Origin of the sequence: Dryocola baronae (assembly GCF_051297175.1) — a bacterium.
Taxonomy (GTDB): domain Bacteria; phylum Pseudomonadota; class Gammaproteobacteria; order Enterobacterales; family Enterobacteriaceae; genus Dryocola.
On the sequence record NZ_JBINNY010000001.1, the window covers coordinates 1,043,110 to 1,058,435 of the forward strand.

The window sequence follows — 15,326 nt, forward strand, 5'->3', positions numbered from 1 at the left end:
GGCGGTCTTTCATCGTCACGACCGGTAGGCGTGGTAGGTAAAGTCGCTATACCCCACGCTGACGTTCCCTTTGACGACGTTGAAGGCTCTTGAGAAGGGCAGAATAATTTCCTTCGCGTCTTTCCCGCCGCCGGGCGGCTGGCCCATGATTTCGCCGCGTAAGGCATCCACTTTTCCATAGGCTGCCGCCATATAGCCAAAGTTAATGCCGCGGCTGGCCAGCTCGCGCGGCAGCTTTTCAAACATCAGCGCGTGGCCAAAGTGGCAGCCGTTGAACAGCAGCACGCCGATATTGCGCAAGCCGTGGAAGTGCAGCAGGTCAGCAATTTCGTCGGCCCGCCGGAACAGGTGTTTTTTATTGTGAATAACGCGGCCCAGCGCCTGGGTATTTGCATGGGCGTTGAGGGTAAGATGATCGTTGATGGTTAACCCGCTTAATATGCGGCGCGCGTTGCCCGTTTTTCTTTCCTGAGCCTGCTGATAGCGCGCGCCCGTCACGTCGTCTGCATCCAGCCCTTTAAGAAAAAGCATATTTTTTTCCGGCACGAACGGCAGAAACCTTTCACGGAATTCATTATCGCTGTCGGTAACAAACAGCGGTTCGGAGAGATCTAAAATATAACGCTGAGAAGGATTGTTTATCCAATTGGTAAAGCTCTTGGTATTGCTCACACCGGTAAGCGTTTGCCTGTTGGTGCTATAGACCAGGTTATTAGGATTGTTGCGCTTCACCCCGGCAATTACCGCAGGCGGGGTATTGGCGGCGAAAATAATTTCCTTCGCATCGATTGGGTTCGTTCTGAACATACCGCTGCGTAGCAGTAAATTAGGCTGGCCGGTAAAGATAACTTCGTTAATATTATTATTATTGATGGATTGCCGCGGCGAGGCCAGCTCTGCGGACATCAGCTTTTGCATCGCCTCCGCCGCCTTAAAGGCGTTTTTCTGTAAATAGAGCTTATCGATTTCCGACTGTGAAGATTTCTTCGCACCGAACCGGGTAGCGAAAATATTTTGCGCGGGCACGACTAATACGCAAATAGCATTGCCTTTCTCCAGAAGCGCGCCTTTATTACTGATATCAACCAGTTCCCCGCTGATGACTTTTTTATGGGCGAAAAAGCTTGCCAGCGGAACCGCACTAAAATTAGCTATTTCTTCGGGGGGGATGGAATAGATAACTTCTCTATTTTGAGGCAATAAACTCCATTCGGTTGTCCGTGAACGGTTCTTAAACATATATTCATCCTGATAATGTTTATGGGCGAAGCTATATGAGGGGGATTTTGTTTTTTAATTAACGGAGGAGTCTAACAAAAAGCATTATCTATTAGTAATAAATACAGGATTAATTATATTGAAATAAGAATGAACCTCGAACGAGGTTCATTCAGGGGAATTATTGGGCCTTTGCCAACTCCTTCACCAAAGGCAGCATTATGCGCACCACGTCGTGGCTGCGTTTCTCTATACGTTCCGGCAGCCATTTATCGAGATACTGCTGGTTGTCGAGCAGCGCATGATGCCAGGTTGCGCCATCGGGGAAGGCTTTGCTTTTCGCGCGCTGCTGGTAGCCGTCTTTATCGCCCAGCGACCAGTTGGTGGCTTCTACCGACAGCACCGGAATGCCCGCTTTATCGAACGGCTCGCCGTCGTTACAGCAGCCGGTGCCTTTCGGGTATTTTGCGTTCAGGCCGGGATTCATCGCTGCCTGAATACCAAACTGATGGGCAAGCTTCAGCGCCCGGTCGCGCGTGAGTTTGCGCACTGCGGCAGGGGTGCTTTTGCCGCTGTTAAAGTAGAGCCTGTCGCCGGTAATCAAACTATCGAGGTTGATAACCAGCAGGGTGTTTTTCTTTTCTTTCTCGCTCATGCGCTTAAGGATATTTTCCGCGCCAAGCGAGCCAATTTCTTCGCCGCTGGTGGCGATAAACCTGATGCCGTAGCGCGTCGGCACGTTTTGCAGGCGCTGCGCCAGCTCGAGCATGACGCCAAGTCCCGAGGCGTTGTCGTCCACGCCCTGAAGCGTCAGCCCGCCCAGGTTATTGTTCACGTCGTTGTCGTTCAGGGGCAGGTAGGTGTCGAGATGCGCCATGATAATAATCTGCTGCGGAACCTTGCCTTCGCGGGCGGCTATCACCTGGCTTGCGCTGACGTTGTGCCAGTTTTGACGACCGTCTTTGGTGGTGTAGGGATAGCGCGTGTTAAAGCGGCGAATATCGCTCTGGTAGCCATACTGCGCGAACTGCTGCTGGAGGTAATCCGCAGCTAACATTTCGGCAGGGCTGCCGGTCATGCGTCCGGGAAAGACGGTAGCGATGTGGCGCGTTTGCAAATTAGCGGTTTCGCCAAGGTGGGCGGGAGCCGCCGCGGCAGAAAACGTAAAACTTACGCCAAGCGCCAGGCAAACGGCGGAGCGGCGCAATGCGGAAAACATAGTGGGGTCCTTTCTTTAGTCATTTTTGCCCGCGTAGTATGAAACTGTGATCGGGGTTACACAATTCCAAATCATCCTAAAGCCCCGATAAACAGCCCGTTAAGCACATTTTGTGATATGCAAAACCGCGCCGTTATTCCTTTACGGAACTAGTCATTCCAATTCGTAATTTCATATCAAATATCAGCGCGTCTTATAGTCCCTTTAATTTCATTTAAACGGTCGGGCCATGACCCGCCGTGCTAATCGCAGCTCAAAGGGAAGGTTATGGACCAAAAACGACTCACTCACTTGCGGCAGCTGGAGGCAGAAAGCATCCATATTATCCGCGAGGTCGCTGCCGAATTTTCCAATCCGGTAATGATGTATTCGATCGGCAAAGACTCCTCGGTGATGTTGCATTTGGCGCGAAAGGCCTTCTACCCTGGCACGCTGCCGTTCCCGCTGCTGCACGTTGATACCGGCTGGAAATTCCGCGAAATGTACGAATTCCGCGACCGCACGGCGAAGAACTACGGTTTTGAACTGCTGGTGCATAAAAACCCGGAAGGCGTGGCGATGGGCATTAACCCGTTTGTACACGGCAGCGCCAAGCATACCGACATCATGAAAACGGAAGGCCTGAAGCAGGCGCTGAGCAAACACGGTTTTGACGCGGCATTCGGCGGGGCGCGCCGTGATGAAGAAAAGTCCCGCGCCAAAGAGCGCATCTATTCCTTCCGCGACCGCTTCCACCGCTGGGACCCGAAAAACCAGCGCCCCGAGCTGTGGCACAACTACAACGGCCAGATTAACAAAGGCGAGAGCATCCGCGTCTTCCCGCTCTCGAACTGGACCGAGCTGGATATCTGGCAGTACATCTTCCTCGAAAATATCGAAATTGTTCCTCTGTACCTTGCGGCACCCCGTCCGGTACTGGAGCGCGACGGCATGCTGCTGATGGTTGACGACGATCGCATCGACCTGCAGCCGGGCGAAGTTATCGAGCAGAAAATGGTGCGCTTCCGCACGCTCGGCTGCTGGCCGCTAACCGGCGCGGTGGAGTCCGAAGCGCAAACGCTGCCGGAAATCATCGAAGAGATGCTGGTCTCCACCACCAGCGAGCGTCAGGGACGAGCCATCGACCGTGACCAGGCCGGTTCGATGGAACTGAAAAAGCGTCAAGGATACTTCTGAGGAACTGCAGCTAATGAACAATGCAATTGCACAACAAATCGCCGAGCAGGGCGGCGTTGAAGCCTACCTGCACGCCCAACAGCATAAAAGCCTGCTACGCTTCCTGACCTGCGGCAGCGTCGACGACGGCAAAAGCACGCTGATCGGCCGCCTGCTGCACGACACGCGTCAGATCTACGAAGATCAGCTTTCGTCGCTGCACACCGACAGCAAGCGCCACGGCACCCAGGGCGAAAAGCTGGATCTGGCTTTGCTGGTCGACGGCCTGCAGGCCGAGCGCGAGCAGGGCATTACCATCGACGTGGCCTACCGCTATTTCTCCACCGAGAAGCGCAAATTTATTATCGCCGACACGCCGGGGCACGAGCAGTACACCCGCAATATGGCGACCGGCGCGTCCACCTGCGAGCTGGCGATCCTGCTGATCGACGCGCGTAAAAGCGTGTTGGATCAGACGCGCCGCCACAGCTTTATCTCCACGCTGCTGGGGATCAAGCATCTTGTCGTCGCGGTGAACAAAATGGATCTGGTCGATTTCAGCGAAGCGCGCTTCGAGGAGATCAAACAGGATTACCTGACCTTTGCCGAGCAGCTGCCTGCGGATCTGGACATTCGCTTCGTGCCGCTTTCCGCGCTGGAAGGCGATAACGTGGCGGCGCAAAGTGCGAATATGCCGTGGTACACCGGGCCTACGCTGCTTGAGCTGCTGGAAACCGTGGAAGTGAAGCGGCTGGTAGAGCAGCAGCCGATGCGTTTCCCCGTGCAGTACGTGAACCGCCCGAACCTCGACTTCCGCGGCTATGCGGGGACGCTTGCCTCCGGCACCGTTTCCGTCGGGCAGCGCGTCAAGGTTTTACCGTCCGGCGTCGAGTCAAGCGTTGCGCGAATCGTAACGTTTGATGGAGATTTGCAACAAGCTGCTGCGGGCGAAGCGATAACCCTGGTGCTGAAAGACGAAATCGACATCAGCCGTGGCGACCTGTTAGTGGACGCCGCCGATGAGCATCCCGCCGTGCAAACCGCAAAAGTCGACGTGGTGTGGATGGCCGAACAGCCGCTGGTGCCGGGCCAAAGCTACGACATTAAAGTCGCCGGTAAGAAAACCCGCGCCCGCGTTGATAACATTCACTATCAGGTCGAAATTAATTCCCTGACCCAGCGCGTGGTGGAAAGCCTGCCGCTCAACGGTATTGGGCTTGTGGATTTAACCTTTGACGAGCCGCTGGTGCTGGATAAGTACCAGGAAAATCCGGTGACCGGCGGGCTTATCTTCATCGACCGGCTCTCTAACGTGACCGTTGGTGCCGGTATGGTGCGCGAGCCGCAGGAAGAGGTGTATCAGGAACCTTCTGCCTACGGTGCCTTTGAGCTGGAGCTGAACGCGCTGGTGCGCCGCCACTTCCCGCACTGGGGCGCGCGCGACCTGCTGGGAGGTAAGTAATGGCTGAGCACGACGAAAACGTCGTCTGGCATCCCCATCCGGTTACGCAGCAGCAGCGTGAACAGCTCCATCAGCACCGTGCGACGGTGCTGTGGTTCACCGGCCTGTCCGGCTCCGGTAAATCCACCGTAGCCGGGGCGCTGGAAGAGGCGCTGCACAAGCTGGGCGTCAGCACCTACCTGCTCGACGGCGACAACGTGCGCCACGGGCTGTGCAGCGATTTAGGCTTCAGCGATGGAGATCGCAAAGAGAATATCCGCCGCGTGGGCGAAGTCGCTAATCTGATGGTGGACGCAGGTCTTGTCGTGCTGACGGCGTTTATCTCGCCGCATCGTGCCGAACGCCAAATGGTGCGCGAGCGGGTCGGAGAGGGGCGGTTTATTGAAGTCTTTGTCGACACGCCGCTTGAGATTTGCGAAGCGCGCGATCCCAAGGGCCTGTATAAAAAAGCCCGCGCCGGAGAGCTTAAGAACTTTACTGGTATTGATGCTGTGTATGAGTCGCCGGTGGCGCCGGATATTCACTTAGACGGCGAACAATTGGTAACAAATTTGATAGCCCAATTATTAGATCTGTTGCGTCGTAACGATATTATCAAATCCTAAAGACAGTACCCGGCGCACAACCGCGCCGGGTCGTAAAGGTCACTGGATTCGCTATGCGCAACAGCTCTAACATTGTCATCACACAGGCTGATCCCAGCCCGTCAGCTGAAGAAACGACCTGGTCTTTGCCAGGGGCGTTCATCGGCTTTTTGTCATGGCTGCTGGCGTTGGGCATTCCGTTCCTGGTCTACGGCCCTAACACCCTGTTTTTCTTCCTGTACACATGGCCTTTCTTCCTGGCGCTGATGCCCGTCGCGGTAATTGTCGGCATTGCGCTACACTCTCTGGCACGCGGAAGGCTGCATTACAGCTGCGTGGCGACGCTGCTGACGGTCGCGCTAATGTTCGGTATTTTATTCATGTGGCTTATGGGTTGAGCCGCCATCAGGCAAATTTACAAAGATAAATGATGTCCCTATTGAAGCTAAACACCCCCCAAACGCGCATGTCGATGCGAACTGTGATAAATTCTGCCGCAAATTCGACGACTCACCGGGGCGACCGAGTGGAGTCCGACATAAAGTTGTGGGATGATTGTGCCGTTTTTCAGGGGGCCGGATGGGTAAATTAACGCTGCTATTGCTGGCCTTGTTGGTCTGGCTACAGTATTCACTGTGGTTCGGAAAAAACGGCGTACATGACTACACGCGCGTCAATGAAGACGTGACCGCGCAGCAGGCGACAAACGCCAAGCTCAAAGCGCGTAACGATCAGCTATTTGCGGAAATTGACGATCTTAACGGCGGCCAGGAGGCCATCGAAGAGCGCGCGCGCAACGAATTGAGCATGACCAAACCGGGTGAGACATTCTACCGCCTGGTGCCAGACGGCTCTAAGCGCGCAGCCGGTAATGCCGCGCAAAACAACCGATAAATCAGTATAAGTGATAACACATGGCAGACTCCTCCCCGGACGTAATTGCCGTGGTGCCGGCGGCCGGAATCGGCAGCCGCATGCAAACGGAATGTCCAAAGCAATACCTGCAAATCGGCGATAAAACCATTCTTGAACATGCCGTCGCGAGCCTGCTGGCTCACCCGCGAGTCGGCCATGTCATCATCGCCATTAGCTCAACCGATACCTGGTTTACCTCTTTGCCGCTGGCCACTCATCCGCTCGTCACCGTGGTGACAGGCGGCGGGCAGCGCGCCGATTCCGTGCTGGCCGGGCTTCAGGCCGCAGGCGGTGCAAAGTGGGTGCTGGTGCACGACGCCGCGCGCCCCTGCCTGCATCAGGATGATTTAGCCAACCTGCTCGCCATCACCCAAACCAGCAAGGTCGGCGGTATTCTCGCGGCCCCGGTGCGCGACACCATGAAGCGCGGCGAGCCTGGAAAACCCCTGATTGCCCACACCGTCGAGCGCGAAGACCTCTGGCACGCGCTGACTCCCCAGCTTTTCCCGCTCGAACTGCTGCGTAGCTGCCTGCTGCGCGCGCTGAACGACGGGGCAACCATTACCGATGAAGCCTCAGCGTTGGAATATTGTGGTTTCCATCCGGAATTAATTAGCGCCCGTGCCGATAATATAAAAGTCACTCGACCTGAAGACCTGCGGCTTGCGGCGTTTTACCTCACGCGGTTAACCCAAATGGAGAATTTATAATGCGTATCGGACACGGTTTTGACGTCCATGCCTTTGGCGGCGAAGGCCCAATTATTATTGGCGGCGTGCGGATCCCGTATGAAAAAGGCCTGCTGGCCCATTCTGACGGCGATGTAGCGCTGCACGCCTTAACCGACGCGCTGCTTGGTGCGGCGGCGCTTGGCGATATCGGCAAGCTGTTCCCGGACACCGACATGGCTTACAAAGGGGCGGACAGCCGCGAGCTGCTGCGCGAAGCCTGGCGTCGCGTTCAGGCCAAAGGCTATACGCTCGGCAACGTCGACGTGACGATTATCGCCCAGGCACCGAAAATGGCCCCGCACATCCCGCAGATGCGCGTTTTCATCGCCGAAGACCTTGGCTGCCACATGGACGACGTTAACGTTAAGGCCACCACCACGGAAAAGCTCGGCTTTACCGGGCGCGGCGAAGGCATCGCCTGTGAGGCCGTTGCGCTGCTGCACAAGGCACGCGCGTGATGGATATGCATAACCTCACCTGGCTGCACGGCAAGCCTGAAGGTACCGGGTTGATTAAGGCCAATCCGGAAGATTTCGTGGTTATCGAAGACCTCGGCTTCGGGCCGGACGGCGACGGCGAACATTTGCTGCTGCGTATCCTGAAAAAGGGCTGTAACACGCGCTTTGTGGCGGACGCGCTGGCGAAGTTTCTCAAAGTGCACGCCCGTGAGGTAAGTTTTGCCGGGCAGAAGGACAAACACGCGGTGACCGAACAGTGGTTCTGCGTGCGTCTGCCGGGCAAAGAGATGCCGGACATGAGCGCCTTTCAGCTTGAAGGCTGCGAGGTGCTGGAATATGCGCGCCATCGCCGCAAGCTGCGCCTCGGCGTGCTGAAAGGCAACAATTTTACTCTCGTGCTGCGTGAGGTTAGCAACCGCGCCGAGCTTGACGCCCGTCTGAACGCGATTTTAAAAGACGGCGTGCCGAACTACTTTGGCAGCCAGCGTTTTGGCATAGGCGGCAATAACCTCAACCAGGCGCGGCGCTGGGCGCAGAGCAATTCTCCGCTGCGCGATCGCACTAAACGCAGTTTTTATTTGTCTGCGGCCCGCAGCGCGTTGTTTAATCAAATTGTTAGCCTTAGACTGAAAAAACCAGACTTTAATCAAGTTGTTGACGGCGATGCGCTACAATTGGCAGGGCGCGGCAGCTGGTTCGTAGCGACCGGCGAAGAACTCTCTGTATTACAACAACGTGTAGATAGCGGCGAGCTGTTAATTACGGCGCCGCTGCCGGGCGACGGTGCGTGGGGCTCGCTCAACGCGGCCCTTGAGTTCGAACAGCTTTGCATCGCCGAAGAAACGGATTTGCAGTCTTTACTGGTGCGCGAACGCGTTGAAGCCGCTCGCCGCGCCATGCTGGTTAAGCCAGAAGAATTACGTTGGAACTGGTGGGATGATGTGACGGTGGAGGTGAGCTTCTGGCTGCCCGCCGGCAGCTTCGCCACCAGTGTGGTCAGGGAACTTATGAATACGCCGGGTGACTATGCGAATATTGCTGAGTAACGATGACGGTATCCATGCGCCGGGCATTCAGGCGCTGGCTAAGCGGCTGCGCGAATTTGCCGAGGTGCAGGTCGTGGCGCCGGATCGCAATCGCAGCGGCGCATCAAACTCGCTGACGCTTGAATCCTCGCTGCGTACCTTTACGCTCGCCAACGGCGATATTTCGGTGCAGATGGGCACGCCGACGGACTGCGTTTATCTCGGCGTGAACGCGCTTATGCGCCCGCGCCCGGACGTGGTGGTCGCGGGTATTAACGCCGGGCCGAATCTTGGCGACGACGTTATCTATTCCGGCACCGTCGCCGCTGCGATGGAAGGGCGTCATTTAGGGTTTCCCGCGTTGGCGGTTTCGCTAAACGGCTACACGCACTACGACACCGCGGCCATTATCACCTGCACTATTTTGCGCGCCCTGTCGCGCGAGCCGCTGCGCACCGGGCGCATCCTCAATATCAACGTTCCCGACCTGCCGCTTGAGGAAATCAAGGGCATTCGCGTAACGCGCTGCGGCAGCCGCCACCCGTCGGACAAAGTCATTCCGCAGGAAGATCCGCGCGGCAACACGCTCTACTGGATTGGCCCGCCGGGCGATAAGTTCGATGCCGGTCCGGATACCGACTTTGCGGCAGTAGACGAAGGCTACGTATCGGTAACGCCGCTGCACGTCGATTTAACCGCCTACGGCGCGCAAGACGTGGTCAGCTCCTGGCTAAGCAAAACGGGAGTCGCTGAGCAATGGTAGTCAGCAAACGCGTTGAAGCACTTCTAACTCAGCTTCGTGCCCAGGGCATCAAGGACGAACAGGTTCTTGATGCGATTGCGCAGGTGCCGCGTGAAAAATTTGTCGACGAAGCGTTTGAGCACAAGGCCTGGGAAAATACGGCGCTGCCGATTGGCTCGGGCCAGACCATTTCGCAGCCGTATATGGTTGCGCGCATGACCGAACTCCTCGAGCTGACGCCGGAATCCCGAGTGCTGGAAATCGGCACCGGCTCGGGCTACCAGACGGCGATTCTGGCGCATCTGGTGCACCACGTCTGTTCGGTCGAGCGTATCAAAGGGCTGCAGTGGCACGCCAGGCGTCGCCTCAAGCAGCTCGATCTGCACAATATTTCTACCCGTCACGGCGATGGCTGGCAGGGCTGGCATGCTCGTGCGCCATTTGACGCTATCATTGTTACGGCGGCTCCGCCTGAGATCCCAACGGCGCTGCTGGCCCAGTTGGACGAGGGCGGCATTCTGGTGCTCCCTGTGGGAGATGACCGGCAGTTTTTAAAACGCGTTCGTCGCCACGGCGGCGAATTCATTATTGATACGGTAGAAGCCGTTCGTTTTGTACCCTTAGTGAAGGGCGAACTGGCATAACCTGGACGTTTCCTGTTTTCTTATCAGAACAGTGGCGTAACGTAGCCAGCGCAATTTCTGCCGTACTTCATCTGCATATTATTGATTTATTTTTGGGGGATACATGAGCGCGGGAAGCCCGACTTTTACATTACGCCGTATGGCGGCGTTATCGCTGGTGAGCCTGTGGCTCGCCGGCTGTAGCAGCAACGATACTCAGGCACCCATCAGCTCGGTCGGTGGCAACAGCAATGCGGGCGGCAGCTCTTCCGGCGGGATGTTAATCACGCCGCCGCCGAAAATGTCCGCGCCGGCACAGACCCCGCAGATCCAACCGGTACCGCAGCCGACCATGCAATCGTCGGCGCAGGCGATGCAAACGCAACCTGTGCAAACACAGCCGGTTATCCAATCCGAACCTGTACAAACCCAAAATGGCCGTATCGTTTATAACCGCAAGTATGGGAACATTCCGAAAGGCAGCTATGCGGGCGGCAGCACCTATACGGTTAAACGCGGCGATACGCTGTTCTATATTGCCTGGATTACCGGGAACGATTTCCGCGATCTTGCGCAGCGAAACAACGTAGCGGCCCCGTACGGCCTCGAAGTTGGGCAAACTCTGCAAGTGGGCAACGCATCCGGTACGCCAATCACCGGCGGAAATGCGGTGACCGCGGCGGATGCCACTGCACAAGGAGTGAACAACCCAGCTGCACAAAACACAAGCACAGTGGTTGCTTCCAAACCGACAATTACGTATTCTGAAGACTCAGGTGAACAGAGTGCTAACAAAATGTTGCCGAATAATAAGGGTACTGCGACTGCCGTCACAGCACCTGTTACGGCACCTGTGGTTAGCTCTACAACTACCGTACCGACAGCCAGCAGCACGTCCGACAGTGCGCCAATTTCAACCTGGCGCTGGCCGACTGATGGCAAGATTATTGAGAACTTCTCTGCTACTGAGGGTGGCAATAAAGGGATCGATATTTCGGGCAGTAAAGGACAGGCTATCGTCGCGACCGCTTCAGGCCGCGTGGTATATGCCGGTAACGCACTGCGCGGTTACGGTAATCTGATCATCATAAAACACAATGATGATTACCTGAGTGCCTACGCCCATAACGATACAATGCTGGTCCGGGAACAACAAGAAATCACGGCGGGGCAGAAGATAGCTACCATGGGTAGCACCGGAACCAGTTCAACAAGATTGCATTTTGAAATTCGTTACAAGGGGAAATCCGTAAACCCGCTGCGTTATTTACCGCAGCGATAAACCGGCAAAGCACTCCATCATAAGTGTTTTGCCCAGGGATCACGGGTAGGAGCCACCTTATGAGTCAGAATACGCTGAAAGTTAATGAGTTAACCGAAGACGCGGAATTTGATGAGAACGGAGTTGAGGCTTTTGATGAAAAAGCTCTCGTAGAAGATGAGCCCAGTGATAACGACATTGCCGAAGAGGAGCTGTTGTCACAGGGCGCCACACAGCGTGTGTTGGATGCGACTCAGCTTTATCTTGGGGAGATCGGCTATTCCCCATTATTGACTGCCGAAGAAGAAGTTTATTTTGCTCGCCGCGCTCTGCGTGGTGATGTTGCCTCCCGCCGTCGCATGATCGAAAGTAACCTGCGTCTGGTGGTAAAGATTGCCCGTCGCTATAGCAATCGTGGTCTGGCGCTGCTGGATCTGATTGAAGAGGGTAACCTGGGGCTGATTCGTGCGGTAGAGAAGTTTGACCCAGAGCGTGGGTTCCGTTTCTCAACGTACGCGACATGGTGGATTCGTCAGACCATCGAACGGGCAATCATGAACCAAACCCGTACGATTCGCCTGCCGATTCACATTGTGAAAGAGCTGAACGTTTATCTGCGTACTGCCCGAGAACTCTCCCACAAGCTGGATCATGAGCCAAGTGCGGAAGAGATCGCCGAGCAGCTGGATAAACCCGTTGATGATGTCAGCCGTATGCTGCGCCTCAACGAACGTATCACCTCAGTAGACACTCCGCTGGGCGGCGACTCTGAAAAAGCGCTGTTGGATATCCTGGCGGATGAGAAAGACAATGGTCCGGAAGACACCACGCAAGACGATGATATGAAACAAAGCATCGTTAAGTGGCTGTTCGAACTGAACGCTAAGCAGCGTGAAGTGCTGGCACGTCGTTTCGGTCTGCTGGGTTATGAAGCTGCAACACTGGAAGATGTGGGCCGCGAAATCGGGCTGACTCGTGAACGTGTTCGTCAGATTCAGGTTGAAGGCCTGCGCCGTCTGCGCGAAATCCTGCAGACTCAGGGGCTGAATATCGAAGCGTTGTTCCGCGAATAATCGACTCTTCAAACAAAAAAGCGGTGACCTTTGTCACCGCTTTTTTTATGGCTTTTTGTCGGGTGGCGCTACGCTTACCCGACCTACAAAGAGCCGTTGTAGGGTGGATAAGCGAATGCGACATCCTCCATATTGTCATGTGGCGCTACGCTTACCCGACCTACAAAGAGCAGTAGTAGGGTGGATAAGCGAATGCGCCATCCACCGCAAAACTAAACCAAACTCTTCAACCGATAAATCCACTCCAGCGCCTGACGCGGCGACAGCGAATCCGGGTCCAGATTCTCCAGCGCTTCTACCGCAGGCGATGTCTCTTCCGCGACGGACAGCAGCGACATCTGCGTTCCATCCACCTGGGTTGCCGCCGTATTGTTAGACACTGTCTCCAGCTCGCGCAGCTTCTGGCGGGCGCGCTTGATAACGTCTTTTGGCACCCCGGCCAGCGCCGCGACCGCAAGTCCATAGCTTTTGCTCGCCGCGCCGTCCTGCACCGTGTGCATAAAGGCGATGGTGTCACCGTGCTCCAGCGCGTCCAGATGCACGTTCGCCACGCCCTCCATTTTCTCCGGCAGGGTCGTTAGCTCGAAGTAGTGGGTAGCAAACAGCGTCAGCGCCTTGATGCGGTTAGCCAGGCTCTCGGCGCAGGCCCACGCCAGCGACAGGCCGTCGTAGGTCGACGTGCCGCGGCCGATTTCGTCCATCAGTACCAGGCTGTGTTCGGTGGCGTTGTGCAGAATGTTAGCGGTTTCGGTCATCTCCACCATAAAGGTTGAGCGGCCGGACGCCAGATCGTCCGCCGCGCCCACGCGGGTAAATATGCGGTCGATAGGGCCGATTTCAGCCTGCTGCGCCGGAACAAAGCTGCCGATGTAGGCCAGCAGCACGATCAGCGCCGACTGGCGCATATAGGTACTTTTACCGCCCATGTTCGGGCCGGTAATAATCAGCATCCGGCGCTGCGGCGACAGGCTCAGCGGGTTGGCGATAAACGGCTCGCTCAGCACCTTTTCGACCACCGGGTGACGCCCGCCCACTACCTTGATGCCCGGCCTATCGGTAAGCGCTGGGCAGGTATAGTTCAGGGTGTACGCGCGTTCAGCAAGGTTGGTAAGCACGTCCAGCTCGGCGAGCGCGGTGGCGCTGGTTTGCAGCGCTTCAAGGTGCGGCAGCAGCATGTCGAACAGCTGGTCGTAAAGCTGCTTCTCAAGCGCCAGCGCTTTGCCCTTTGAGGTAAGAACCTTGTCTTCGTACTCTTTCAGCTCGGGAATAATGTAGCGCTCGGCGTTTTTCAGCGTCTGGCGGCGAACGTAGTGAATCGGCGCGTGGTGGCTCTGGCCGCGGCTGATCTGGATGTAGTAGCCGTGCACGGCGTTGTAGCCGACCTTCAGCGTATCCAGCCCTAGCCTCTCGCGTTCGCGGATTTCGAGCTTATCAAGATAGTCCGTTGCGCCGTCAGCCAGCGCGCGCCATTCGTCCAGCTCTTCGTTATAGCCCGGCGCGATAACGCCGCCGTCGCGCACCAGCACGGGCGGGGAGTCGATAACCGCGCGCTCCAGCAGCTCGCGCAGCTCGGTGAACTCGCCCATGTTTTCGCGCAGGGTTTGCACGTAGTCAGTTGGCACATCCGCCAGCATTTCGCGCAGTTCCGGCAGCTGCTGGAACGCATAGCGCATGCGCGCCAGATCGCGCGGGCGCGCGGTGCGCAGGGCCAGGCGGGCAAGAATACGTTCCAGATCGCCAACCTGGCGCAGTACCGGCTGGATCTCAGCGGTGCGATCCTGCAGGGCCGCGATAGTGCGCTGACGCTTTTGTAATACGTCGACGCTGCGCACCGGCATATGCAGCCAGCGTTTCAGCATACGGCTGCCCATCGGCGTGACGGTGCAGTCGAGCACCGAAGCCAGCGTGTTTTCGAAGCCGCCCGACAGATTCTGGGTGATCTCCAGATTGCGGCGCGTGGCGGCATCCATAATGATGCTGTCCTGCTGGCGGTCCATGGTCACGGAACGAATGTGCGGCAGCGACGTGCGCTGGGTATCCTTCACGTATTGCAGCAGGCAGCCCGCCGCGCAAAGGGCGTGATGGGCGTTTTCGACGCCGAAACCGGTTAAATCCCGCGTGCCAAACTGCATGTTAAGCTGCTGGCGCGCGGTATCGATTTCGAACTCCCACAGCGGGCGGCGGCGCAGGCCACGGCGGCCTTCAATCAGGCGCGTTTCGGCAAAATCTTCCGCATAGAGCAGCTCCGCAGGATTGGTGCGCTGCAGCTCCGCCGCCATGGTTTCCGCGTCTTCCGGCTGGCTCAGGCGGAAGCGGCCCGAGCTGATATCCAGCGTCGCATAGCCGAAGCCTTTGCTGTCCTGCCAGACGGCGGCCAGCAGGTTGTCCTGGCGCTCCTGCAACAGCGCTTCGTCGCTGATGGTGCCGGGCGTGACGATGCGCACAACTTTGCGTTCAACCGGGCCTTTGCTGGTGGCCGGGTCGCCAATCTGCTCACAGATAGCAGCAGATTCGCCGAGGTTTACCAGCTTCGCGAGATAGTTTTCCACGGCGTGATGCGGCACGCCCGCCATCGGAATAGGCTCACCGGCGGAAGCGCCGCGCTTGGTCAGGGAGATATCGAGCAGCTGCGACGCGCGTTTCGCATCGTCATAAAAAAGCTCGTAAAAGTCGCCCATGCGGTAAAACAGCAGGATCTCAGGATGCTGCGCTTTCAGGCGCAGATACTGCTGCATCATTGGGGTATGGGAGTCTAAATTTTTATTGTCATTCATCGACATGATTTCTTTATTCCATTGAATTTAAAGTGAATTGTGATTTGGTTTTTATCTTTAGTTATCACGTACTCTCATCATCAATC

15 protein-coding genes are annotated in these 15,326 nt (G+C 56.6%); 12 read left to right on the plus strand and 3 right to left on the minus strand.

Annotated features, from left to right (window positions below):
• Positions 1-15: 15 nt before the first annotated feature.
• Positions 16-1,239 carry a hypothetical protein gene (locus tag ACSPHG_RS04775; RefSeq protein WP_435952382.1) on the minus strand — a complete coding sequence of 408 codons (1,224 nt, stop codon included), beginning with the start codon at positions 1,237-1,239 and terminating at the stop codon, positions 16-18.
• Between the two features lie 160 nt (positions 1,240-1,399).
• Positions 1,400-2,437 carry an aminopeptidase gene (locus ACSPHG_RS04780; protein WP_435952383.1) on the minus strand — a complete coding sequence of 346 codons (1,038 nt, stop codon included), beginning with the start codon at positions 2,435-2,437 and terminating at the stop codon, positions 1,400-1,402.
• Positions 2,438-2,704: 267 nt separating this feature from the next.
• Here ACSPHG_RS04780 and cysD point away from each other — a divergent pair, with 267 nt between their 5' ends.
• The 12 genes from cysD (at position 2,705) to rpoS (ending at position 12,466) form a co-directional block, all read left to right on the plus strand.
• Entirely contained in the window at positions 2,705-3,613 is a 909-nt protein-coding gene (cysD, locus tag ACSPHG_RS04785) for a sulfate adenylyltransferase subunit CysD (RefSeq protein ID WP_435952384.1), read from the plus strand.
• A 13-nt stretch (positions 3,614-3,626) separates the two neighbouring features.
• Complete coding sequence (gene cysN, locus ACSPHG_RS04790; protein WP_435952385.1) at positions 3,627-5,054, plus strand: sulfate adenylyltransferase subunit CysN; 1,428 nt, start codon at positions 3,627-3,629, stop codon at positions 5,052-5,054.
• Entirely contained in the window at positions 5,054-5,659 is a 606-nt protein-coding gene (gene cysC / locus ACSPHG_RS04795) for an adenylyl-sulfate kinase (protein ID WP_435952386.1), read from the plus strand. Before cysN ends, cysC begins: the two co-directional genes overlap by 1 nt.
• A gap of 53 nt (positions 5,660-5,712) precedes the next feature.
• Entirely contained in the window at positions 5,713-6,036 is a 324-nt protein-coding gene (locus ACSPHG_RS04800) for a DUF3561 family protein (protein WP_435952387.1), read from the plus strand.
• A 181-nt stretch (positions 6,037-6,217) separates the two neighbouring features.
• The gene (gene ftsB, locus ACSPHG_RS04805; protein WP_435952388.1) at positions 6,218-6,532 is read left to right on the plus strand and encodes a cell division protein FtsB; all 315 of its coding nucleotides are present in this window, start codon (positions 6,218-6,220) and stop codon (positions 6,530-6,532) included.
• Positions 6,533-6,552: 20 nt separating this feature from the next.
• Entirely contained in the window at positions 6,553-7,263 is a 711-nt protein-coding gene (ispD, locus tag ACSPHG_RS04810) for a 2-C-methyl-D-erythritol 4-phosphate cytidylyltransferase (RefSeq protein ID WP_435952389.1), read from the plus strand.
• Positions 7,263-7,742, plus strand: a complete 480-nt coding sequence (gene ispF, locus ACSPHG_RS04815) for a 2-C-methyl-D-erythritol 2,4-cyclodiphosphate synthase (protein ID WP_435952390.1) — start codon at positions 7,263-7,265, stop codon at positions 7,740-7,742. Before ispD ends, ispF begins: the two co-directional genes overlap by 1 nt.
• Positions 7,742-8,788 (plus strand): tRNA pseudouridine(13) synthase TruD, encoded by a 1,047-nt coding sequence (gene truD / locus ACSPHG_RS04820; protein ID WP_435952391.1) that lies wholly within the window; start codon positions 7,742-7,744, stop codon positions 8,786-8,788. The genes ispF and truD overlap by 1 nt, the downstream gene beginning before the upstream one ends.
• On the plus strand, positions 8,769-9,530 hold the full coding sequence (gene surE / locus ACSPHG_RS04825) for a 5'/3'-nucleotidase SurE (RefSeq protein ID WP_435952392.1): 762 nt from the start codon (positions 8,769-8,771) through the stop codon (positions 9,528-9,530). Before truD ends, surE begins: the two co-directional genes overlap by 20 nt.
• Complete coding sequence (locus tag ACSPHG_RS04830) at positions 9,524-10,153, plus strand: protein-L-isoaspartate(D-aspartate) O-methyltransferase (protein WP_435927618.1); 630 nt, start codon at positions 9,524-9,526, stop codon at positions 10,151-10,153. The genes surE and ACSPHG_RS04830 overlap by 7 nt, the downstream gene beginning before the upstream one ends.
• Before the next feature lie 103 nt (positions 10,154-10,256).
• Entirely contained in the window at positions 10,257-11,414 is a 1,158-nt protein-coding gene (gene nlpD, locus ACSPHG_RS04835) for a murein hydrolase activator NlpD (protein WP_435952393.1), read from the plus strand.
• Positions 11,415-11,473: 59 nt separating this feature from the next.
• A complete protein-coding gene (gene rpoS, locus ACSPHG_RS04840; protein WP_435952394.1) occupies positions 11,474-12,466 on the plus strand; it encodes an RNA polymerase sigma factor RpoS in 993 nt (330 codons plus the stop codon).
• A gap of 212 nt (positions 12,467-12,678) precedes the next feature.
• Here the strand turns inward: rpoS and mutS are convergent, their stop codons facing one another.
• Positions 12,679-15,240: a DNA mismatch repair protein MutS gene (mutS, locus tag ACSPHG_RS04845; RefSeq protein ID WP_435952395.1), complete on the minus strand. Its 2,562-nt coding sequence runs from the start codon at positions 15,238-15,240 to the stop codon at positions 12,679-12,681.
• Positions 15,241-15,326: the final 86 nt, after the last annotated feature.

Excerpts from the sequence above, each read along its gene's own strand:
- ACSPHG_RS04775 (WP_435952382.1), bottom strand. The coding sequence starts at position 1,239 with ATGTTTAAGAACCGTTCACGGACAACCGAATGGAGTTTATTGCCTCAA.
- ACSPHG_RS04780 (WP_435952383.1), bottom strand. The coding sequence starts at position 2,437 with ATGTTTTCCGCATTGCGCCGCTCCGCCGTTTGCCTGGCGCTTGGCGTA.
- cysD (WP_435952384.1), top strand. The coding sequence starts at position 2,705 with ATGGACCAAAAACGACTCACTCACTTGCGGCAGCTGGAGGCAGAAAGC.
- cysN (WP_435952385.1), top strand. The coding sequence starts at position 3,627 with ATGAACAATGCAATTGCACAACAAATCGCCGAGCAGGGCGGCGTTGAA.
- cysC (WP_435952386.1), top strand. The coding sequence starts at position 5,054 with ATGGCTGAGCACGACGAAAACGTCGTCTGGCATCCCCATCCGGTTACG.
- ACSPHG_RS04800 (WP_435952387.1), top strand. The coding sequence starts at position 5,713 with ATGCGCAACAGCTCTAACATTGTCATCACACAGGCTGATCCCAGCCCG.
- ftsB (WP_435952388.1), top strand. The coding sequence starts at position 6,218 with ATGGGTAAATTAACGCTGCTATTGCTGGCCTTGTTGGTCTGGCTACAG.
- ispD (WP_435952389.1), top strand. The coding sequence starts at position 6,553 with ATGGCAGACTCCTCCCCGGACGTAATTGCCGTGGTGCCGGCGGCCGGA.
- ispF (WP_435952390.1), top strand. The coding sequence starts at position 7,263 with ATGCGTATCGGACACGGTTTTGACGTCCATGCCTTTGGCGGCGAAGGC.
- truD (WP_435952391.1), top strand. The coding sequence starts at position 7,742 with ATGGATATGCATAACCTCACCTGGCTGCACGGCAAGCCTGAAGGTACC.
- surE (WP_435952392.1), top strand. The coding sequence starts at position 8,769 with ATGCGAATATTGCTGAGTAACGATGACGGTATCCATGCGCCGGGCATT.
- ACSPHG_RS04830 (WP_435927618.1), top strand. The coding sequence starts at position 9,524 with ATGGTAGTCAGCAAACGCGTTGAAGCACTTCTAACTCAGCTTCGTGCC.
- nlpD (WP_435952393.1), top strand. The coding sequence starts at position 10,257 with ATGAGCGCGGGAAGCCCGACTTTTACATTACGCCGTATGGCGGCGTTA.
- rpoS (WP_435952394.1), top strand. The coding sequence starts at position 11,474 with ATGAGTCAGAATACGCTGAAAGTTAATGAGTTAACCGAAGACGCGGAA.
- mutS (WP_435952395.1), bottom strand. The coding sequence starts at position 15,240 with ATGAATGACAATAAAAATTTAGACTCCCATACCCCAATGATGCAGCAG.